The organism is Amycolatopsis sp. NBC_00355 (assembly GCF_036104975.1).
Taxonomy (GTDB): Bacteria; Actinomycetota; Actinomycetes; order Mycobacteriales; family Pseudonocardiaceae; genus Amycolatopsis.
In genome coordinates, this window is sequence record NZ_CP107982.1 from 61,492 (window position 1) to 82,965 (window position 21,474).

Genomic DNA, 21,474 nt, shown 5'->3' on the forward strand with positions numbered 1-21,474 from the left:
CCGCCGTTGACCGGCGAAACCATCCGGGAGCCGGACGGCATCGAGCTGTCCCCGGACGGGAGACCCTCTACGTCACCTCACTACCGGTGACCCGCGCGGGTCAGGGCGAGCTCGGCCCAGACGGTCTTCCCGCCGGGACGGCGCAGCTGACCCCAGGCGGCGCTGGTCTTCTCGACGATCCACATCCCGCGGCCGCCCTTGAGCGACGGTGACTTGGGGATGGCGGCGACCGGGGAGCTGTCGTCGATCTCGATCCGGAGCGTGCCGCGGTCGCGGCGCAGGCGCACCCGGATCGGCGGCTTGGCGTGGCGGAGCGCGTTGGAGACGAGCTCGTCGAGCACCATCACGATGTCGGTCAGCAGCTCGGCCGTGAGGTCGGGCAGCAGGGCACGGGCCCAGCCGCGGACCCTCGCCAGCTCCTTGAGGTCGGCCTTGACGGTGGTTTCCACGGTTTCGACGCTTTCGTTCTCGTCGGCGAGGACACCGGGATCGGTGGGTCTTGCGTCGAGGCTCATGATCGGTCTCCTCGGGGAAAGAGACGGCTACGGGCTTCTTGACTGCCCCCATCCGGCGGAGTTCAACCGCCCCGGCGGGTCACACCGCACATCCCCGGGCGTGGTCGAGCACCGCGCCGGGATCACCGGGGGACGTCTGCCCGCGCCACGCGACGTAGCCGTCGGGCCGGACCAGGACGTACCGGGCGGCGTAGAGACCGTGCAGATCCGGCCGGTTGAGCCGGAAGCGCGTCAACGGAACGCCGGCCGCGGCCGCGGCGGTCTCCCATTCGGGCGCCGGGGGTGCGGCGACCTCCAGGAGCGTGAAACCGGGGCCGAGTTCGTCCTGGAGCGAGCGGTCCCGGTCGAGCCACTGGTGCGGCAGCCGGTGGCCCGGAGCGCCGGACGGCCGGTACTCCGAGCCGGTGGAGGCGGGCGCGGGGCCGTCGTCGGGCACGATGACGGGCGAGCCGGGGTACGCGGTGCCGAGCACAAAACCGAGGGTGTACATCTCGGCCGTCTTGGCCTGCCGGATCAGCTCCGCGGTCTTGGCGCGCGCGGCCCGGCCGTCCGGCCCGTCGTCGTCCAGGCCCGGCGCGGCGAGCTCGCCGGTCAGCACCCGCATGTTCCGTTCGGACTCGGCGATGGCGCGCTGCGCGATGGGACGGCGTTCGATTTCGTAGGAGCCGAGCAGCCCGGGGCCGGCCCAGCCGCGCAGCGCGGCCGCGAGCTTCCAGCCGAGGTCGGCGGCGTCCCCGATGCCGGTGTTGGCGCCGAACCCGCCCCACGGCGGGTTCTGGTGCGCGGCGTCCCCGGCCAGGAAACACCGCCCGTCCCGGTAGCGGTCGGCCACCAGCATCCGGGACGTCCAGGGATCGGTCGCCCGCACGCTGATCGGGGCGTCGGTGCCGATCATCCGGTGGACCGCCCGTGCGCACCACGCGGCGTCGGCGTCTTCCGGCGCGTTGATGATGATGGCCCACCACAGGTCTTCGGTGTCCAGCGTGCCCATCAGGCCGTTGACCTCGGGGTTCACGACCCAGTACTGCACGGCGCGGCCGAGCTCGTGGCGGGCGGACAGCCCGGGCGCGTCGAAGATGACCTGGACGTTGCGGATCTCGTGGCTCCGCCCGGCCAGCGGGATGCCGCACGCCCGCCGGACCGCGCTGCGGGCCCCGTCGGCACCGACGAGGTAGCTGCCCCGCACCACGCGCTCGCGCCCCGTGTCGTCCGTCGCGGTGGCGGTGACGCCGGTGGCGTCCTGCTCGAGGCCGCTCAACGTCCAGCCCCAGCGCGCGCTGACCGTCTCCCGCCGGGTGATGGTGTCGCGCAAGGCCTCTTCGACGTGGTTCTGCGCGCACCAGAGCGCGGGTTCGGCCAGTTCCGTCCGCTGGACGTCGCCGAGGGCGAAGACGCCGTCGAAGCGTTCCAGCCGGTGCCCGGTGAGCGAGGTGCAGAAGACCGCCGAGTCGGACCAGCCGAACGGCAGGGGAGCGTTTTCCCGGACGGCGCCGGCGATGCCCAGGCGCCGGAAGAGCTCCATCGACCGGGGGTTCAGCTGCTTGCACCGCGGGGACGCCAGGCTCGGCGCCGGCCGCGGTTCGAGCAGGACGCAGTCGATGCCCCGCGCGCCGAGTTCGTGGGCGAGGGTCAGGCCGACCGGGCCGCCGCCGGCGATGACGACCTCCGTGGTCTCCACGTCGAGGGGCGTTTCCGCGTTGCTCGTCATGCCGGCAGTCTAAAAGCGCGTGATCTTCCGGCGGCGGGCATTCGTTACTCCATATAGAGTAACGCGGGTCGTCGTCGATGGAGGTGTCTTGCCCGCTCGCCGCTGGCTGATCGTCGCCGCCGCCTGCCTCGTCGCGCTGATCCTGGTCTACGTCCTCGCGGTGCTGACCGTCACCGGCCAGGAGCTGGAGAACGCTGCCCTGCGCGGAGCCGACCAGGCCGCCGCCCGCGACCAGACCGCGGCCGATCAGAGCCTGTCGCGGATCACCGTCTATTCCCTCGGCGTCGCCGTCGTGCTGGTGGCCGTGATCGGGTTCCTGCGCCGGCGGCCGGCTCTCGCGGCCGCGGCGGTGGGAGTGATCGTCGCCGGCCAGGTCGTGACGCAGGGGCTCAAGCGGTTCGTGCTGCCGCGGCCGTCGCTCGTGCCGCTCACCGGCCACTACGCGGACAACAGCATGCCCAGCGGGCACACCACGATCGCCATGACGGTGCTGTTCGCCGCGCTGCTCGTCGTGCCCTACCGCTGGCGCGGCCTGACGATGGTCCTGCTGTTGTCCTGGGCGGTCGGCATCGGCGCCTACACGGTGACGGCGAAGTGGCACCGCCTCTCCGACACCCTCGCCGCGGACGCGATCGCCCTCGGGCTCGCCTGCCTGGCGTCGTGGTGGCTCGCGCGCCGCGGCGTGGTCCGCCGGTACGAGGGCCGGCGCCGGATCCCGCGGGTGCTCGTCGTGGTCGTCGCCGCCCTGGGCGGGCTGGGTTTCCTGGCCCTGGGCGGTTTTCTGATCGGGGCGGCGCTCAGCCAGGACGGTCTCGACGCGACTCTGCGCGACAACACCTGGGTGGTCTACCTGGCCGCGAGTTCGCTCGCCTCGGCCGGGTCGGTGGCCGCGGCGCTGGTGTTCCTGGGGACCTGGCGCCGCCTCGAGATCCCGTGACGACCGGGGCGGGCGGCCGCGACCGCCCGCCCCGGCGTCAGCGGGCCGCCGGAACCGGCGCGAGGGCCGGGATCCGCGTCGGCAGGGTCCGCCAGATCTCCGGGGTGTAGAAGTGCCCGCCGGGGAGTTCGACGTGCTGGTACCCGTTGCGGGCCAGTGACTTCCACTGCTCGGCCGTCTCCGGCACGATCACGTCGTCGTCGGCCCCGGTGAGCACCTGCAGCGGGACGCCGACCGTCGCGCCTTCGGTGTAGCCGAACGTGTCCCGCACCCGGATGTCGGCTCGCATGAGCTCCAGGGCCATCTCGCTCAGCTCCGGGTCGTCGAGCACGTACCCCGGCAGCAGGCCGTTGGTGCGCATCCACATCACCAGCTGCTCGTCGGTGTCCTGCTGCGCGGGGAACATGTCCCGCGGGGTGAGGCCGCGGCTCGGCGCGTTCGCCGACGACACGATGAGCGTCTCCGGCAGCGGGCCGCCCCGGCGCTGCAGGCGGTCGGCGACGTCGAACGCCATCCAGCCGCCCATGCTGTGCCCGAACAGGAGGTACGGCCGGGGCGCGGCGGCCGCCGTCACGGCGTCGGTCGCGTCCTCGGCGAGCGCGTCCCAGTCGGGGGCGAAGTCGTCGAGGAACCGGCCGTCACGGCCCGGGTAGCAGATCGTCACGAGCTCGACGTCGGGTGGCAGCACGTCGGCCCACGGCAGGTACGGGCCGGAGCCGCCGCCGCAGAAACCGAGGCACACCAACGTCTTCGTCGCGTCCGGGTTGGGCCGGGCCCGGACCACGATGTTGGGGAGGTTGTCCATCGCCGTGCTCCTTTCAGCTCGCGCCGAGTGCCGTGACGTGCTTGGCGAGGTCGGCGAGCCGCGGGTGCCGGTAAACGTCCTTGGTGGACACCGGGACGCCGAAGTTCTTCTTCAGCCGCGCCACCACGCGCAGCGCCACCAGCGAATGCCCGCCGAGGGCGAAGAAGTCGTCGTCGGCCCCGACGCCGTCGCGGCCGAGCACCTCGGACCAGACGTCCGCGATCAGCTCCTCGACCGGCCCGCTGGGCGCCGCACCGCCTTCGGCGACCGGCGCGGGCAGGGCCGCGGTGTCCAGCTTGCCGTTGGGCGTGCGAGGTAGCGCGTCGAGCCGGACGTACGCGGTCGGGACCATGTACTCCGGCAGTTTCCCGGCCGCCGCGACCTGCGGCTGCTCGCCGCCGACGTGGTAGGCCACCAGCTGGTCCTCACGCAGCACCACGGCCGCGGCGGTGACGCCGGGAGCGTCCCGCAGCACCGCTTCGATCTCGCCCAGTTCGATCCGGTAACCGCGCAGCTTCACCTGGCGGTCGAGCCGGCCGGTGAACTCCAGCGCGCCGCCGGGGGACCAGCGGACCTCGTCGCCGGTCCGGTACAGCCGGGTGCCGGGTTCACCGAAGGGATCGGGGACGAACCGCTCGGCGGTGAGGCCCGGCCGGCCGAGGTACCCGGCGGTGAGCCGGGGCCCGGACAGGTACAGCTCGCCCGCCGCGGCCGGCCGCAGGGCGTCGTCCAGGACGTGGGCCCGGATCCCGGCCAGCGGCACGCCGATGTGCGGCCCGCCCGGCCCGGCGATCCAGGTCGCCGTGGCGTCCACAGTGGACTCCGTCGGGCCGTAGAGGTTGAGCGCCTCCAAGGGGCTTTCGGCCAGTTCGCGCCACATCGGTTCCGGGATCGGCTCGCCGCCGATGAACAGCCGCAGCGAGCGGCCGAGCAGGTGCTCGCGCAACGCCGTCCAGTGCGACGGCGTCAGGTCGAGGTCGGTCACGGCGCACTCGTCCAGCCAGGCGACCAGCCGGGCCGGGTCGGTCCGGTGGTCGTCGTCGAGCACGACGACGCTGTCACCCCGGCACACCCGCGCCCACTGCTGCACCGACGCGTCGAACGACACGCTGGCGTTCCACGCGACGACCCGCGGCTCGCCCGCGTACATGCCCGCCTGCTCCAGCGCGGCGACGAGCGCGGCCACCGCGCCGTGGTGCGCCGGGACGCCCTTGGGCCGTCCGGTCGAGCCGGACGTGTAGATCACGTAGGCGGGATCGAGGTCCGACACCGCGGTGTCGTCCGTGCGCGGGCCCTCGGCGGCGGGGTCGACGACGACCGCGTCCGCTGGGAGCCAGGCCGGCGTGGTCGTCGACACGAGCGCGCGGATCGCCGCGTCACCGGCCATGAAGGCCAGCCGGTCGGCCGGGTAGGTGGGGTCGAGGGGGACGTACGCCGCGCCGGTCCGCCAGACGGCGAGGAGGGCGACCACCAGGTCAACGCCACGCCCGAGGCCGACGCCGACCCGGTCGCCGCGGCCGACGCCGTGGGCGCGCAAGGCTCCGGCCAGCGCCGCGGTCCGGCGGTCCAGCTCGGCGAAGGTCAGCGTGGCCGCGGTGTCCCGCACGGCGATCCGCTCCGGCGAGCGGCGGACCGCGTCGCGGAAGCGGGGGAGCAGGCCGGCCATCAGAGCGCCTCGTTCGCGGCCGGGGGCACGGTCGGCGCGCAGTCCACGACGTCGACCGGCTCACCCATCGCGACGACGATCTTGCGATCGCCGCGGAACGGGTCGCGCCCGTGCGTGGACAGGATGTTGTCGACGAGCAGCAGGTCGCCCGGCTGCCACCGCTTGCGCACCGTCGCGGCGTCGTAGGCGGCGTCGAGCGCGGCCAGCTCGTCGCGGGTCAGCGGGGAGCCGTCGCCGATCGCGGTGTTGAACGGCAGGTCGTCGCGGCCGAACTCGTCGATCAGCGTCTCGCGCAGCTCGTCGTCGAGCGACCACTCGTTCCAGAAGGCCAGGTGGTTGAACCAGACCTCCTCGCCGGTGACCGGGTGGCTGACGACGCCCGGGCGCACCTGGCTGGTGCGCAGGTGGCCGTCGTCGAGCCAGCGGCACGCGATCAGGTTCTCGGCGCAGTAGCGCTCGACGTCTTCGCGGGTGGTCGCGGCGAACGCGGTCTGCCAGTCGGTGGAGATGTGCTCGGAGTAGCTGCGGTTGAGCAGCCAGCCGTGCGCGCGGACCTTCGCCACCAGCTCCGGCGGCAGCGCGCGGAGCACCTTCCGGACGTCCGCGACCGGCGTCGCCCCGCCTTCCGGCGGCGCGATCAGGCAGGAGAACATCAGCAGCCCGGGGAAGGTGAGCGTGTAGCTGTTCTCGTTGTGCATCCGGATCCGCTGCGCGGCGGGCAGGTCGGTGGACGAGAAGACGCCGTTGCCGAAGTCGCTGCGCGGCGTCGCCTTCTCGCGGTACGGCGTGCGGGCCGGCATCAGCGTGTCGCGTACGACGCCGAAGTCGTCGACGCTCGCGATCGGCAGGCCGCGCAGGTGCAGGGAGCCGTGCCGGTGCAACGCCGTCCGCAGCGACGGCGCCGCCGCGGCCAGCCACGCCACCGCGTCGTCGAGGCCGGTCAGACCGCCGACCTCGGCACTCGCCGGCTCGCCGGGCTCGACCACCCAGTCGAGCGGCAGGAACTCTTTGACGCCCAGGGAACCCATCGTTTGTCCTTTCACCTGACCCGCAGCGGGCGTCCACAGTGGAACCACCCGGTTCGCTCGTCCGCCGACGCTAGGCGGGTTCGCGACCGCGCGGCGGCAGCCGGTGCGGCAGTGCGGCGGCAGTTTCCGCCCGCGCCGGGTTGTCGCCGCCGTCCTGCCGCCGCAACTGCCGGTCCGGCCCCGGTTCCGCTCTTAGGTTCGGCAGCGTGACTTCGGAACTCCGCCCGGTCGCCGTGGTCAGCAGCACGGCCTCCGACGCGCACACCTGGAACCTCGTGTACCTGCAGCTGCTGCTCGAAGAGCACGGCTTCGCGGTGACGAACCTCGGCGCGTGCGTCCCGGACGACCTCGTGGTGCGCGAGTGCCGCCGGCTGGACCCGGACCTGGTGGTGCTCAGCACCGTCAACGGCCACGGCCACACCGACGGCCTCCGGCTGGCCCCGCGCCTGCGGGCCGTGCTGGCCGGCGCGGCGCTGGTCATCGGCGGCAAGCTCGGCGTCGACGGCACCAGCGGCCGCGAGTCCCTGCTGCGGGAGGCGGGCTTCGACCGCGTCTTCGGCGACGGTGACATCGGTGCCTTCTGCCGCTACCTGGCCGAGCTGCCGGTGCGGGTGGCGTCGTGAGCGTGCCGTTCGGGACGTTCGTCGCCCGGGAGCACGCGGCGGGCCGCCTGGTCGTCCAGCCGCGGATGGGCTTCCCGGCGCCGTCGGCCATGCGCGCCGGGCTGCTGGCCACGCGCGCGGCCGCGGCCACCACGGTCGGCACCCTGACGCTCGACAGCTACACCCGCGTCGGCGACCTCGTCGCGGCGGCCCGCGCCCTGGCCGAAGGCGCGCCCCTCAACGGCTTCCCGCTCGTCACGCACGGCGCCGAGGCGACCCGCGCGATGCTGGACGGCGTGCTCGGCCCGGACTTCCCGGTCCAGGTGCGGCACGGTTCGGCCCGCCCACAGGACATCGTCGCGACGCTGGTGGCGGCCGGTCTCGACGCGACCGAGGGCGGCCCGGTGTCGTACTGCCTGCCCTACAGCCGCACCCCGCTGCGGACGGCGATGCGGCACTGGGTGGAAGCCTGCGGTTCGCTGGTCGCCACGGGTGGCTTGGTCCACCTCGAGACGTTCGGCGGCTGCATGCTGGGCCAGCTCTGCCCGCCGGGCATGCTGGTCGCGATCAGCGTCCTGGAAGCGATCTTCTTCGCCCAGCAAGGCATCCGCAGCGTCTCATTGAGCTACGCGCAGCAGACCGACCCGGCGCAGGACGAGGAGGCGGTGCGGGCGCTGCGCCTGCTGGCCGCGCGCTACCTGCCCGGCGTCGAGTGGCACGTGGTGCTCTACGCCTACATGGGCGTCTACCCGCGGACGCCGGACGGCGCCGCCCGGCTGCTGACGTCCGCCGCGCGGCTCGCGGTGCGTTCCGGCGCGGCCCGGCTGATCGTGAAGACGGCCGCCGAGGCGCACCGGATCCCGACCGTCGAGGAGAACGTCGACGCGCTCGAACTCGCCGCCCGCGTCGCCGCCGCGACTCCTGCCGGGGCCGACGTCGAGGACACCGGGATCCACGCCGAAGCCGCGACGCTGGTTGAGGCCGTGCTGGACCTGGACGACGACCTCGCCGGCGCGCTGCCGGCGGCGTTCGCCCGCGGCCTGCTCGACATCCCCTACTGCCTGCACCCGGACAACGCCGGCCGGGCGCGCAGCTACCTCGACCCCGCCGGCCGGCTGCAGTGGGCGGACACCGGCGGCCTGCCGATCGGCCCGGCACCCGGTGGCGCGCGGCCGCGGCGGACCGGCTCGGCCGAGCTGCTGGCCGCGCTTTCACACGTGGAACGGAAGTTCGACACGCCCCCGGCTGTCCGGGCCGGGGCCCGACCCGGAGGAGCGTTATGACCGACACCTACGACGGCGAGCTGCCACCCGCGCTGCCCGTGCACCTCGCCTCGCCCGTCACGCAGAGCGCGTTGCGCGTGCAGCACCAGGTGCTGGTCGCGGTGCGGGAGTTCCTCGGCGGGGAGGGCTTCACCGAGCTGCTGCCGCCGGTGATCGGCCCGGTCACCGACCCCGGCGTCCGCGGCTCGAAGCAGCTGGACGTCGACTACTACGGCCACCGCTACAAGCTCATGACCAGCGGAATCCTGTACAAGCAGGCGTCGCTGCTGGGCTTCTCGAAGATCTTCTACATCGCGCCGAACGTCCGGGCCGAACCCGTCGAGACGTGCTCGACGCGGCGGCACCTCGCGGAGTTCCACCAAATCGACGTCGAGCTGGCCGGCGCGACCCGGGCGCAGGCCCAGGGCGTCGCGGAACGGCTGGTGACGCACGTCGTGAAGCACGTGCTCGCGACCGTCCCCGGCGAGCTGACCGGGCTGGGCCGCGACCTCACGGAACTGGCCGACGTCCTCGCCGGCGCGTTCGGCCGGATGACGCACGCCGCCGCCGTCACCCGGCTGCACGACCTCGGCCACCCGCAGAGCCCGGACGCGGAGATCGACTGGGAGGGCGAGGAGCTGTTGTCCCGCAAGGCGTCCCAGCCGTTCTTCGTCGACGACTACCCCAAGGGCTCCCGCGGCTTCTACGACCGCGAAGCCACCAGCGAGCCGGGCATCCTGCGCAACTTCGACCTCCTCGCGCCGGGCGGCTTCGGCGAGCTGGCCAGCGGCAGTGAGCGCGAGTCCGACTACGCCCGGATCGTCACGCGGATGCGCGAGACGGGGGAGAACCCGGCGAAGTACGGCTGGTACCTCGACATGGTGCGCGAGGGCATCCCGGCGAGCGCGGGCTTCGGCCTGGGCCTGGAGCGGCTCGTCCGGTTCCTCACCGGCCTCGACGCGGTGTGGCGGGTCAACGCCTACCCGAAGGTGCCCGGGCTGGTGGCACCGTGAGGGCGGCCGGCTTCCCCGAGGAGGCGGTCCGGGCCCGGGCCGCACGGGGCGCGGCGGCGGTCTTCCCGGCGGAATCCGCGTACGGCAGCGAGGTGTTCGGCGGCGCGTCTTCCCCTGGTGACGAGCTGGACCGGGCGCGGCTGGTGCCCCCGGTGTTCGTCCCGGAGCGGCTGGAGAAGCTGATCGAGCTGGGCCGCGAGCCGCTGTTCTCCGACGTCGACCTGACCACCGGGATCGGCGGCTTCGCGTCGTCGCTGCCAGTGTTCCTGTCGGCGTTCGGCTCGACGCAACTCGGCGGGAGCGAACTGGCGGTGGCGGCGTCCCGGCAGGCCGGCCGACTCGGCGTCCCGATGGTCGTCGGCGAGAACGTGGTGCCGGTCAAGGGCTACGCGAACGCCCTGCTCACCCGCGTCCGGGCGTACACGGACGAGGTGCCGGACGGGCTCGGCGGCGTCGTGGTGCAGCAGAGCACCGAGGACGCCGACGCCGAAGTCTGGAACCTCGTGTACAGCGACCCGGCGTCCGCGCCGCTGCTTTCCACCGGCCGGCTGGGCTTCGAACTGAAGGTGGGCCAGGGGGCGAAGCCGGGCCTGGGCGGCATGACCCTGCTGGACGGCGTGACGGCGGCCCGTGTCGACGGCCAGTACGCGCTCACGGAGCTTTTCGCGGACCGCGTGCTGCGTTCCGGCAGCCCCGGCACGTTCACCGGCGAGATCCTGCGGCAGCAGATCCGCTTGATGCGCAACAACTTCCCGCGCGCCCGCGTCTGGGTGAAGCTCCCACCGGGCCGCGACATCGCGGAGGCCACCCGAGTCGCCTGGGCCGCGGGAGCGGACGCGGTCACGGTCGACGGCGCGGAAGGCGGCACGGGCTGGGCGCCGACGGCGTTCCTGGACCACGTCGGACTGCCCCTGGCGGAGTGCCTGCGCCGGATCGGCCCTCCGCCGGGCTGCCTGCTGGCGGGCGGCCGCATGTGGGAGGGCACCCGGGTGGTCAAGGCCCTGGCTCTCGGGGCCCGCGCGGCAGCCCTCGGCCGAGCGGCGCTGATCGCCGTGGACGAGGACCGCGCGGAAGGCCTGGTACGGCTGGTGGAGGCGCTGGCGTTGGAGGCGAAGCTGCTGATCAGCGCCCTGGGCAAGTACCGCCCCGGCGCGTTGACGGCCGACGACGTCTGGCCCGGTGCCGGTGCCGCTGCCGCCGCTGCCGGCGCCGGTGCCGCTGCCAGTGCCGCCGCTGCCGCCGCTGCCGCCGCTGACGCCGGTGCCGCTGCCGCCGGTGCCGCCGGTGAACTGCCGCTCGACCTGCCGGTCCGGGCCGTTCCCACCGCTTAGTTTTTCCCCAGTGGCGCGCTTCGCGCCCAGCACTCCCGCAGCCCCGCGAGGCTGCCGCGGCTGGTCGTGAGTGTTCAGGGCGGTTAGAACCGCCCTGAACACTCACGACGGGCAGCCGCAGTCCATGTCCGTCCTTTGTGGTCAGTTCGGGGTGAGCCCAGCATGTCGGTGCAGGACGAGAAACCGGCCGTGACGATCGACTCCTTCGACCTCGGCGAGCTGACCGGCCCGCCGGTCGCGGTGCCGGTGCGCATCGCGCGGATCGCCGCCCGGTGGCCCGGCCGCCCGGCCCTGCGCTCCGGCGGCCGCGTGCTCACCTACGGCCGGCTCGATGACCTGGCCGCGGACGTCGCCGCCCGCCTGACCAGCGCGGGCGTCCGGCCGGGTGACGTCGTCGCGGTGCGCGGCACGGACCGCTTCGACCAGATCACCGGCCTGCTCGCGGTCTGGCGGGCCGGGGGCGTCCACCTCGCCCTCGACCCGGCGGCGCCCGCCGAACGCAACGAGCGCCTCACCGCTTTGGCCGGCGCACGCCTCATCCTCGACGGCGGCGACCTGCTGGACACCGGGCGAGCCGGCGGTTTGCCGGACCCAGCAGCCACCGTGAACCGCGGCGAAGGCCCAGCCGCGGGCGGCCGGCCGGCCCCGACAGCACACCCCCGCTCCGCGCCGGCCCGGACCACGCCGGAACCCGTCACCGGCGACCACCTCGCCTACCTCATCCACACCTCCGGCACCACCGGCGAACCCAAGGCCGTCGCCGTCGCGCACGGGCCGCTCGCCGCGCACGTCGAGGCCGTCTCCGCCCGCTTCGGCATCAACGCCGACGACGTCGTCCTCTGCTTCGCACGATCCACAGTGGACGTCTCGATCGAACAGATCACCACCGCCCTCACCGCCGGCGCGTGCCTGGTCGTCCCCGAGGCAAAACTCCTCTCCGCCGACGAGTTCTGGCGGCTCCTCGACGCCGAACGGGTCACCGTCGCGAACGTCGCCGCCGGGTACTTCCACGACCTGGTCGGCTCAAGAGACGTGCCGAAGACGCTGAGGACCATGATCTCCGGCAGCGACCGGCTCTCCCCGGCCGCGGCCGCCGCCTGGACCCGTACCACCGGCGTCCGGCTCTTCAACGCCTACGGCCCGACCGAAACCGTGATCACCTCGACCGTCCACGAGGTCCGGCCGGGCAAGCCGGTCACCGTCGGCACCCCGGTCGGCGACCGCGTCGCGTACCTGCTCGACGAGCAGCTCGAACCCGTCGACGAAGGCGAGCTCTACCTGGGCGGCTCGCTCCTCGCCACCGGCTACCTCGGCGACGGCGGCCGCACCGCCGAGAAGTTCCTGCCCGACCCCCGCACCGGTGGCCGGATGTACCGCACCGGCGACCGCGCCCGCCGCACCGCCGACGGCGAGCTGGAGTTCCTCGGCCGCGCCGACGACCAGGTCAAGATCCGCGGCTTCCGCGTCGAGCCCGGCGAGATCGAGAACGCCCTGGCCGCGCACCCCGCCGTCACCGCCTGCGCCGTCGTGCCCCGTGACTCCGCGAGTGGCACCCAGCTCGCGGCGTACGTCGTCACCCAGGAGCCGCTCGGTTACCCGGACATGCGCGATTTACTCGCCGAGACCCTGCCGGAGCACCTGATCCCGGCGAGTCTCACCCCCCTCGGCCACCTGCCGCTCACCGCCGCCGGCAAGGTCGACCGCGCCGCCCTGCCCGAACCGGCCCGCGTCGACAACGGCCACCGCGCCCCGCGCACCCCGGACGAGCAGCTGCTCGCCGCGATCTGGGCGGACGTCCTCGGCGTGCCGCGCGTCGGCCTCGACGACAACTTCTTCCATCTCGGCGGCGACTCGCTCACGGCCGTCCGTGTGGCCGGCCGCGTCCTCGAAGTCTTCGGACCTGTTTCGCCGTACCAGATCTTCGACGCGCCGACGCTCGCCGCGTTCGCCGCCGCGATGTACGACGGTGCCGGCGACGACCGTCCCGGCCCGGTCCGGGTGCCGGCCGTCGAAGCTCCGCTTTCGCGGTTCCAGCGCGGGCTGTGGCTCCTCGACGCGTGGCAGCCGGGCACGTCCACCTACAACGTCCCCTGGGTGTTCGACTTCACCGGACCCCTCGACGCCACGCTCCTCAACCGGGCGCTCCAGCAGGTCGTCGACCGCCACGAGGCGCTGCGCACGACGTTCGAGGTCACCGGAACCCTGCCCCGCCAGGTGATCCACCCCCGCCTCGAGGTCCCGTTCACCCTCACCGAAGCACCGGACGCGGCCGAGTTCACCGCCGTCGACGCCCGCACGCCGTTCGACCTCGAAACCGGCCCGCTGCTGCGCGCCCGCCTGGTCCGGACGTCGCCCACGACCGCGAGCCTGATCCTCGTCTTCCACCACATCGTCTGGGACGAAGGCTCCCTCACCGTCCTCGACCGTGAGCTGCGCGAGTACTACACCGCCCTGCTCGAAGACCGCGCGCCGCGGCTGCCGGACCTCGCCGTCCAGTACGCCGACTACGCGAACTGGTTGCAGGACAACGGCATCGCCGAAGCCCAGCTCGACTACTGGGCCGAGCACCTGCGCGGCGTCCCGGACCGCCCGGCCCTCGCGCCCGACCGCTCCCGGCCGGCCGAGCCGGCGCAACGCTGCGGTTATCACCGCTTCGCGTTCGACGCCGACCTCGCCGGCGCCGTCCGAGAGTTCGCGAAGGACGCCGACGCCACGCCGTTCATGGTGCTCCTGGCCGGGCTCGTGCTCGCGGTGCACCGCACCGGCGGCGCCGACGACCTCGTGTTCGGCACCCCGGTCAGCGTCCGCGAACGCCCGGAGCTGGACTCGCTCATCGGCTACTTCATCACGCTCGTCCCGCTGCGGTTCCGGATCGAGCAGGACGCGACCCTGCGCGACGTCCTCGAGCACGTCCGCGGCGTCGCCCTCGACGGCTACCGCCACCAGGGCGTGCCCCTCGAAGAGATCACGAGCCGGGTGCTGGGGGAGCGGTCCGGCGACCGCAACCCGCTGTTCCAGCTGGTCTTCGAGATGCACACCGCCGACCCGAGCCCCGAGCCGTTCGGGCCGGCGGCCCTGGAGCGCCGGCTGCACGTCAACGAGCTGTCCCGGTTCGACCTGTCGTGGTCGGTCGAGGACGACGGCACCGGCTTCAGCGGCCGGATCGAGTACGACACCGACCTGTTCGAGGCCGCCACCCTCACCGCGCTGGGCGACCGGTGGCGGACGGCGGTGGCCGACCTGGTCACCGACCCGGACGTGCCGCTCCACGACGAAGCCGCGCCGGCCGACCTCGACGTCCCGGTGCACGAGCTGTTCGAGCACCAGGTCACCCGGACCCCGGACGCCGTCGCGCTGATCTCCGGCGACGCCGAACTGACCTACGCCGAGCTGAACGCGCGGGCCAACCGTGTCGCCCGGCGCCTGCGCAACCACGGCGTGACCGCGGGCGACGTCGTCGCCGTCCTGATCGACCGCGACGCCGACCTCGTCGTCGCACTGCTGGGTGTGCTCAAGGCCGGCGCCGGCTACACGCTGCTGGACCCGGAACTGCCCGAAGCCCGGCGCGCGGACGCCGTCGCCGCGGCCGACGCGCGGCTGGTCGTGGACCGGGGGTTCGTGGTCACCGCCGACGGACCCGCCGACGACCTCGGCCTCCCCGTCAGCGCCGACGCCGTCGCCTGCGTGATGTTCACGTCCGGGTCCACCGGCCGGCCGAAGGGCGTCGCGGCGTCGCACCGCGCCCTGACCGGGACCTACCTGGAGCAGGACTACGCGCTCTTCGCGCCCGGCGAGGTGTGGCTGCAGTGCTCGCCGGTGTCGTGGGACGCCTTCGGCCTGGAGGTCTACGGCCCGCTGTTGTTCGGCGGCACCTGCGTGCTGCACCCCGGGCAGAGGCCGGACCCGGAGACGATGACCGCGCTCGTCGCCCGCCACGGCGTCACGCAGCTGCAGCTGTCGGCCAGCCTGTTCAACTTCCTCGTCGACGAGTTCCCGGCGATCTTCGCCGGGCTGCGCGTGGTCTTCACCGGCGGCGAGCGGGCCTCGGTGCCGCACGTGGCGCGGCTGGCCGAGCGGTACCCGCACGTGCGGATCGTCAACGGCTACGGGCCGGTCGAGAGCATGGGCTTCACCACCTGCCACGTCGTCGGCCCCGCCGACCTGAGCGCGCCGGCGCTCCCCATCGGCGTCCCCGTGGCGCACAAGGACATCCGCGTGCTCGACGATCACTTCCGGCCGTCGGCCGCGGGCGAGCTGTACGCGACCGGCGCCGGGCTGGCCCTCGGGTACGTCGGGCAGCCGGGCCTGACCGCGGACCGGTTCCTGCCCGACCCGCTCGGCCCGCCGGGCGCGCGGATGTACCGCACCGGTGACGTCGGCGGCCGGACCCCGGACGGCACGCTGACCATCACCGGCCGCGCCGACGACCAGGTGAAGATCCGCGGCTTCCGCGTCGAACCCGGTGAGGTCGCCGCCGCGCTGGCCCGCCACCCCGGCGTCAAGGACTGCGCCGTCGTCGCGCACGACGCGCGGCTCGCGGCCTACGTCGTCGCCCGCGACACCCCGCCCGGCTACCAGGACGTCTGCGACCACCTCGCGACGCTGCTGCCGGACTACATGATCCCCGAGAGCGTCACGGTTCTGGACGCGCTTCCGCTGACCGCCAACGGAAAGCTCGACCGAGCCGCGCTGCCCGCGCCGTCTCCGGTCGAGTCCGAGGCGCCCGCGGAGCCGGCCGTCACGGCGGCCGAGCACCTGGTCGCGGCGATCTGGGCCGAGGTGCTCGGGCTCGACGCGGTCGGCGTCGACGACAGCTTCTTCCGGCTCGGCGGCAATTCCCTGGCCGCCGTCCGCGTGGCCCTGCGGCTGTCCACCGAGACCGGCACCCGCGTCGCGCCGCGGCTGGTGTTCGCGGCCAAGACCGTCCGCGCCCTGGCGCAGCGGCTGGAGGTGCGGGCATGACCGGCCGCACCGTCCCGGTTTCCGGGATCCAGCGCGGAATGTGGTTCCTCGACCGCTGGAACCCGGGTTCCGCCGCCTACACCGTGCCGTGGGTGTTCACCTTCGACGCGCCCGTCGACCCGGACATCCTCGAACGCAGCATCGCCGCGATCGTCCGGCGCCACGAAGTCCTGCGCACGACGTTCTCCTTCGGTCCGGACGGTCCACAACAGACGGTCCACGATGACGTCCGGATCCCGCTGCGCCGCGGCGAGCTCGACCTGAGCGCGGGGTTCGACCTCGAGACCGGTCCGCTGCTGCGCGCCTCCCTGGTGGACGCGACGACGCTGGTCCTCGTTGTGCACCACATCGTCTGGGACGGCTGGTCGTCCGGCATCTTCGAACGCGAGCTGGCGGAGAGCTACACGGCCGTCGTCGAAGGCCGCGAACCGGTCCTGCCGCGACTGTCCACTCAGTACGCCGACCGCACCGCCGAACCCCACGACGACCAGCTGGACTACTGGCGTGAGCAGCTGCGCGGCGCGCCCGGGCGGCTTGCGGTGCCCACCGACCGGGAACCGCCCGCGCAGCAGGACTTCGCCGGCGACACCCGCGAGTTCGCGCTCCCGGCCGGCCTCTCGAGGCGGATCGGCGAACTGGCCGCCGACGCGGACGCGACGCCGTTCATCGTCCAGCTGGCCGCGTTCGCCGCGCTCCTGAACCGCTACACCGGTGCGGCGGACCTGGTTGTCGGCACCCCGATGTCGACCCGCGACCGGCCGGAGCTGGCCGATCTGATCGGCTACTTCGTCAACATCCTGCCGCTGCGACTGCGCGTCGACCGCGCCGCGAGCTTCCGCGAGCTCGTGGAACAGGTGCGTGACACGGCGTTCGACGCGTACGCCTGCCTGGACGTCCCGTTCGACGTCGTGGTCGACGCGCTGGCCCTCGAACGTTCGGCCCGGCACGCGCCGCTGGTGCAGGTCGTCTTCGGCGCGCACGCCGAGGACTCCGAGCCGCTGCGGTTCGGCTCGGTCACCGCGACCCGGCGGGTGCACCACAACGGCACCAGCAAGTTCGACCTGACCTGGTCCACTTTCGACGGCGGTGAACTGCGCGGCGAAGTCGAGTACCGCACCAGCCTGTTCGATGCCGCCACGGTGGACCGGATGACCGGTCACTGGCGCACTCTCCTGGATGTCGTCCTGTCCGAACCGGACAGTCCACTGTGGAAGATCGACCTGGAGCCGACGTGGCCGGCCGACGTCACGACGTATCGGCCGCGTTGCCTGCACGAGTCCTTCGAGGACGCCGTGGACCGGTTCCCGGACCGGCCTGCCGTCACCTTCGACGGCGTTTCCGTGGCCTATGCCGAACTGGACCGGCGGGCCAACCGGCTCGCGCACGCCCTGATCGCGGACGGCGTCCGCCCCGGTGATCGCGTCGGCCTGCTGCTGGACCGCACCGACGCGGTCGTCGTCGCCATCCTCGCGGTGCTGAAGACCGGCGCCGCGTACGTGCCGGTCGATCCGGCGGCCCCGGGCGACCGCGCCGCGTTCGTCTTCGGCGACACCGGCGTCCGGCTGGTCCTCACCGACCGACCCGCTTCGGGGCCGTGGCCCGTGTTCGACCTGCTCTCGCGGGACGTCGCCGGGTACTCGGCGGAGCGGCCGGGCGTGCCGGTCCGGCCCGGTGACCTGGCCTACCTGATCTTCACGTCCGGCTCGACCGGCCGCCCCAAGGGTGTCGCCGTGGCCCACGAGCACGTCGGACGGCTGATGGAGTCCGGGCGCGCGCACTTCGGGTTCACCGAAACCGACGTGTGGACGCTGTTCCACTCCTACGCCTTCGACTGGACGGTCTGGGAGCTGTGGGGCCCGCTGCACCACGGCGGCCGCCTGGTCGTCGTGCCGTACCTGACCAGCCGGTCTCCCGAGGCGTTCGCCGCTCTGCTCGCGGATGAAGCCGTGACGTGCCTCTGCCAGACGCCGTCGGCGTTGCGGCAGCTCGAACCCACCCTCCGCACCGGCCCCGCGTTGCCGGCGTTGCGTCAGGTGATGCTCGGCGGCGAAGCCCTCGATCCGGCCGTCGTGCGCCGCTGGTCCGCGCTGGGGCTCTCGGCGTCGCTGTGCAACCTGTACGGCATCACCGAAACCACGGTGCACGTCACCACCCACGACGTGACCCGCTTCGAGCGCAGCCTGATCGGCGCGCCGCTGCCGCACCTGGCGGCGCACGTGCTCGACGACCGGCTGCGGCCGTGCCCGGTCGGCGTGCCGGGGGAGCTGTACATCGGCGGCGGCGCGCTCGCCCACGGCTACTGGGGGCGGTCCGGGCTCACCGCCCAGCGCTTCCTCCCCGACCCGTTCTCGGCGACGCCGGGAGCCCGGCTGTACCGCACCGGCGACGTCGCGCGCCGGCTCGCCGACGGCGGCCTGGAGTACGTCGGCCGGTGCGACAGCCAGGTCAAGATCCGCGGCTTCCGCATCGAACTCGGCGAGCTCGAACACGCCCTGGGTGAGCATCCCGCGGTCGACGCGTGCGCGGTCACCGTGCACGACGACCGGCTCGCCGCCTACGTCACCGGCGCGGTGCCGGAGTACGCCGAACTGCGGGCGTTCCTCGCGAAGTCGTTGCCGGAGCACATGATCCCGGCGACGGTGACCGTGCTCGAGGACCTGCCGGTCACGGTCAACGGCAAGCTCGACCGGGCGGCGCTGCCCGAGCCGGTCGCGCGGTCGACGTCCGAGTACACCGCGCCGAGCACGCCGGGGGAGCGGCTGCTCGCCGAACTGTGGTCGGACGTCCTGGGCGTCCCGGACGCGGGCGTGCACGACAACTTCTTCCACCTCGGCGGGGACTCGATCCGCGCGGTCCACCTGGCGGGCAAGCTGCGCGACCGCGGCTGGACGCTCACCCTGCCGGACCTGTTCGCCGCGCCGACCCCGGCTCGTCTCGCGCCCCTGCTGCGACCGTGTGCGACGGAGAAGACCTTTGTGGCCCCGTTCGCCGATCTGTCCGAAGTGGACGTCGCGAAGCTGCCCGGTGACGTCGTCGACGCCTACCCGATGGCCGCGATGCAGCTCGGGATGATCTACCACATGGAGCTGTCCGGCGACGCCGGCGGCTACCACAACGTCAACAGCTACCGCGTCGCCGGCCGCCTCGACGAGGACGCGCTGCGCGCGGCGGTGGCCGCGGTCATCACCCGGCATCCCGTGTTGCGCACGAGCCTGGACGTCGTCGGCTACCGCCGGCCGATGCAGCTCGTGCACGCCGAAGTCCCGACCCCGGTGGAGACGGCCGACCTGAGTGGACGATCCGAAGCAGACCAGCGGGCCGCCGTGACCGAGGTGTTCGACACGTTCTGCGCGATGCGCTTCGACTTGTGGACACCACCGCTGTTCCGGGTCGCCGCCCAGCGACTGGCCGACGACGTCTTCCAGCTGACCATCGCCGAGCACCACTCCATTCTGGACGGCTGGAGCTTCACGTCCCTGCTCACCGAGATCCTGGAACGGCACGCCGACCCGGACGCCCCGCTCGCCCCGCCGCCGGCGTCGACGTTCCGCGATTTCGTCGCCGCCGAACAAGCCGCGGCGGCGTCGGCGGAGAGCGAACGCTTCTGGCGGGACCGCCTCGCCGACGCGGACGGCGCCCTCTGGTCATCCGGCGCCGATTCGTCGGCGGCGACGGCGGAGATCCCGCGCACGCTCGAGCGCGTGCTGCCGGACGCCCCGGCGCAGCTCGCGGCGATCGCGTCGGCGGCCGGGGTCCCGATCAAGGCCGCCGCCCTGGCCGCGCACGTGCGGGCGGTGCACCGGATCACCGGCCGCGACCGCGTCACCACCGGCCTGTCGGTGAACGGCCGTCTCGAAGAACGCAGCGGCACCGAGGCGTACGGCCTGTTCCTCAACACCGTTCCGCTGGTCGTTGACTGCACCGCCCCGGACCTCGTCCGCGAACTGCACGAAGCCGAGGTCGCCCTGCTGCCGCACCGCCGCGTCCCGTTCGCCCGACTCGCCCGGCTCATGGCCGGACCGCGCCTGGAGACGTGCTTCGCGTTCCTGCGGTTCCACGCCCTCGGCCGGCTCGCCGGCTCGGCCACCAGCATCGTCGACGACCGGATCGGCTGCGAGCCGGACATGCGCTACGAACCGACGAACTTCGCCCTCGGCGTCGCACTGGTGCAGGACCCGTCGTCGGACCGGATCCTGCTGGCCGTCGACCACCTGCGATCCCTCGTCCCGGACGAACTCGCCGACGCCTACGTCACCGCCTACACCGAAGAACTCGCCGCGCTCGCGGCGCCGATCCCCGCCCGTTAGCCGAGAAAGGAATCCACTGTGGACGCGTTCAAGGACTTCACGGTCGTCGTCAACGACGAGGAGCAGTACTCGATCTGGCCGGCCGAGCTGGCCGTACCCGCCGGCTGGCACCCGGCCGGCAAGAGCGGCACCCGCGAGGAGTGCGTCGCCTGGGTCGACAAGACCTGGACCGACATCCGCCCGAAGAGCCTGCGCGTCGCGCTGGGCGTCTGAGATGCTCGAGACGATAGCCGCGGTGTGGGCCGAAGAACTGGGCGTCACCGAAGTGCGGCCGGAAGACGGCTTCTTCGAGCTGGGCGGCCACTCGCTGACCGCGTTGCGGGTGGTCTACCGGGTGCGGGACGAGTTCGCGGTGGACCTCTCGCTGCGCGACCTGATGGCCGCCCGGACCCTCCTGGACTTCGTCGAGACGGTGCGGTCCGCGCAGCAGGCCCCCGCCCGGCCGACGGTCGCCCTGGTCGGCCGCCGGGGAACCCGGTGACTCTCGTGACCGGTCCGCGTCCGGCGATCGCGGGGGACTGGTGCTACCGGCCGCACCCGCTGCCGGACGCGACCCCGCAGGCCGTGTGCTTCCCGCACGCGGGAGGCGACGTCACGGCGTTCGCCGGCCTGGCCGCGGCACTGGCCCCGGACCTGGAGGTCTGGGCGATCCGGCTGCCCGGCCGCGGAGGCCGCTTCGGCGACCCGATGCCGGCCGGCTTCCCGGATCTGGTGTCCGCGGTGGCCGACGGCCTCTCGGCGTACTTGCGGCCGGGCTCACTGTTCTACGGCCAGAGTTTCGGTGCTCTCCTGGCGTACGAAGTGGCTCGTGCCTTGCCGTCGGCGTTTCGCCCGCGAATCGTGGTCCCGGCCTGCGCGGCCCCGCCGCCAGGCTGGCCGGGCTCGATCCCGCCGACCTCGGAAGGCGCGTCGGACCTGCTCGAACGCTGCGGCCTGGCCACGGCCCTGCCCGCGGACGAGACGATCCGCGAACTGGCGGTGGCGGCGATCCGGACGGACCTGACGGTCTGCCGCGGCTACCACTACCGCCCCGACCCAGTGCCGGACTTTCCCATCCACGCGGTTGCCGGTTCGTCGGACGCAGGCCTGCCGCCGGCCACGCTGGCCGGCTGGGCGGACGCCACGACGGGCGCTTTCACCGCGTCGGTCGAGCCGGGTGGGCACCTGCTCGCGACGCCACTGTCCGGCGGCCCCGCAGGCCTGCTCCGCACCTTGCACGTCCGGTCGTGAGTGGCCATTCGGGTTCTCACCCCGAATGACCACTCACGACCGCCGGACCGCTGCGCACGCCGGACCGCCGGTCGCGCGCCTGCTGCACCAGCCCGCATCACACGAAAG

The 21,474-nt window shown here is 73.4% G+C and carries 15 protein-coding genes; 10 read left to right on the top strand and 5 right to left on the bottom strand.

What is annotated here, in order from left to right; all coding sequences use genetic code 11:
- Positions 1-80 precede the first annotated feature (80 nt).
- Together OHS18_RS00295 and OHS18_RS00300 are read right to left on the bottom strand one after the other, a co-directional pair.
- A complete protein-coding gene (locus OHS18_RS00295; RefSeq protein WP_328615436.1) occupies positions 81-515 on the bottom strand; it encodes an ATP-binding protein in 435 nt (144 codons plus the stop codon).
- Positions 516-594: 79 nt separating this feature from the next.
- Entirely contained in the window at positions 595-2,223 is a 1,629-nt protein-coding gene (locus OHS18_RS00300; RefSeq protein WP_328615437.1) for an FAD-dependent monooxygenase, read from the bottom strand.
- Between the two features lie 88 nt (positions 2,224-2,311).
- Here OHS18_RS00300 and OHS18_RS00305 point away from each other — a divergent pair, with 88 nt between their 5' ends.
- Positions 2,312-3,160: a phosphatase PAP2 family protein gene (locus tag OHS18_RS00305; protein WP_328615438.1), complete on the top strand. Its 849-nt coding sequence runs from the start codon at positions 2,312-2,314 to the stop codon at positions 3,158-3,160.
- Positions 3,161-3,197: 37 nt separating this feature from the next.
- Here the strand turns inward: OHS18_RS00305 and OHS18_RS00310 are convergent, their stop codons facing one another.
- Genes OHS18_RS00310 through OHS18_RS00320 form a run of 3 tightly spaced genes read right to left on the bottom strand, consistent with a single transcriptional unit; the run spans position 3,198 to position 6,659 of the window.
- Entirely contained in the window at positions 3,198-3,965 is a 768-nt protein-coding gene (locus OHS18_RS00310) for a thioesterase II family protein (RefSeq protein WP_328615439.1), read from the bottom strand.
- 13 nt (positions 3,966-3,978) lie between these two features.
- Positions 3,979-5,631, bottom strand: a complete 1,653-nt coding sequence (locus OHS18_RS00315) for a non-ribosomal peptide synthetase (RefSeq protein WP_328615440.1) — start codon at positions 5,629-5,631, stop codon at positions 3,979-3,981.
- On the bottom strand, positions 5,631-6,659 hold the full coding sequence (locus OHS18_RS00320) for a TauD/TfdA family dioxygenase (protein WP_328457312.1): 1,029 nt from the start codon (positions 6,657-6,659) through the stop codon (positions 5,631-5,633). Before OHS18_RS00320 ends, OHS18_RS00315 begins: the two co-directional genes overlap by 1 nt.
- Before the next feature lie 206 nt (positions 6,660-6,865).
- Between OHS18_RS00320 and OHS18_RS00325 the strand changes: the two genes are divergently transcribed.
- The 9 genes from OHS18_RS00325 to OHS18_RS00365 all read left to right on the top strand — a co-directional run bounded on the left by OHS18_RS00325 (position 6,866) and on the right by OHS18_RS00365 (position 21,366).
- Positions 6,866-7,282 (top strand): cobalamin B12-binding domain-containing protein, encoded by a 417-nt coding sequence (locus OHS18_RS00325; RefSeq protein ID WP_328457310.1) that lies wholly within the window; start codon positions 6,866-6,868, stop codon positions 7,280-7,282.
- On the top strand, positions 7,279-8,544 hold the full coding sequence (locus OHS18_RS00330; protein ID WP_328615441.1) for a methylaspartate mutase: 1,266 nt from the start codon (positions 7,279-7,281) through the stop codon (positions 8,542-8,544). Before OHS18_RS00325 ends, OHS18_RS00330 begins: the two co-directional genes overlap by 4 nt.
- Complete coding sequence (locus tag OHS18_RS00335; protein ID WP_328615442.1) at positions 8,541-9,536, top strand: asparagine synthetase A; 996 nt, start codon at positions 8,541-8,543, stop codon at positions 9,534-9,536. Before OHS18_RS00330 ends, OHS18_RS00335 begins: the two co-directional genes overlap by 4 nt.
- Positions 9,533-10,867 (top strand): glutamate synthase-related protein, encoded by a 1,335-nt coding sequence (locus OHS18_RS00340; protein ID WP_328615443.1) that lies wholly within the window; start codon positions 9,533-9,535, stop codon positions 10,865-10,867. Before OHS18_RS00335 ends, OHS18_RS00340 begins: the two co-directional genes overlap by 4 nt.
- A gap of 162 nt (positions 10,868-11,029) precedes the next feature.
- Positions 11,030-15,829, top strand: coding sequence for a non-ribosomal peptide synthetase (locus tag OHS18_RS00345; RefSeq protein WP_328615444.1), 4,800 nt, complete (start codon positions 11,030-11,032; stop codon positions 15,827-15,829).
- On the top strand, positions 15,826-20,136 hold the full coding sequence (locus tag OHS18_RS00350; protein WP_328615445.1) for an amino acid adenylation domain-containing protein: 4,311 nt from the start codon (positions 15,826-15,828) through the stop codon (positions 20,134-20,136). Before OHS18_RS00345 ends, OHS18_RS00350 begins: the two co-directional genes overlap by 4 nt.
- Before the next feature lie 18 nt (positions 20,137-20,154).
- Positions 20,155-20,349: an MbtH family protein gene (locus OHS18_RS00355; protein ID WP_328457298.1), complete on the top strand. Its 195-nt coding sequence runs from the start codon at positions 20,155-20,157 to the stop codon at positions 20,347-20,349.
- Position 20,350: 1 nt separating this feature from the next.
- On the top strand, positions 20,351-20,617 hold the full coding sequence (locus OHS18_RS00360) for a phosphopantetheine-binding protein (RefSeq protein ID WP_328457296.1): 267 nt from the start codon (positions 20,351-20,353) through the stop codon (positions 20,615-20,617).
- A gap of 5 nt (positions 20,618-20,622) precedes the next feature.
- Entirely contained in the window at positions 20,623-21,366 is a 744-nt protein-coding gene (locus OHS18_RS00365) for a thioesterase II family protein (protein ID WP_328615446.1), read from the top strand.
- Positions 21,367-21,474 lie beyond the last annotated feature (108 nt).

Coding starts and splice junctions, on each gene's coding strand:
- OHS18_RS00360 (WP_328457296.1), top strand. CDS start 20,351: ATGCTCGAGACGATAGCCGCGGTGTGGGCCGAAGAACTGGGCGTCACC.
- OHS18_RS00345 (WP_328615444.1), top strand. CDS start 11,030: ATGTCGGTGCAGGACGAGAAACCGGCCGTGACGATCGACTCCTTCGAC.
- OHS18_RS00295 (WP_328615436.1), bottom strand. CDS start 515: ATGAGCCTCGACGCAAGACCCACCGATCCCGGTGTCCTCGCCGACGAG.
- OHS18_RS00315 (WP_328615440.1), bottom strand. CDS start 5,631: ATGGCCGGCCTGCTCCCCCGCTTCCGCGACGCGGTCCGCCGCTCGCCG.
- OHS18_RS00350 (WP_328615445.1), top strand. CDS start 15,826: ATGACCGGCCGCACCGTCCCGGTTTCCGGGATCCAGCGCGGAATGTGG.
- OHS18_RS00310 (WP_328615439.1), bottom strand. CDS start 3,965: ATGGACAACCTCCCCAACATCGTGGTCCGGGCCCGGCCCAACCCGGAC.
- OHS18_RS00320 (WP_328457312.1), bottom strand. CDS start 6,659: ATGGGTTCCCTGGGCGTCAAAGAGTTCCTGCCGCTCGACTGGGTGGTC.
- OHS18_RS00300 (WP_328615437.1), bottom strand. CDS start 2,223: ATGACGAGCAACGCGGAAACGCCCCTCGACGTGGAGACCACGGAGGTC.
- OHS18_RS00335 (WP_328615442.1), top strand. CDS start 8,541: ATGACCGACACCTACGACGGCGAGCTGCCACCCGCGCTGCCCGTGCAC.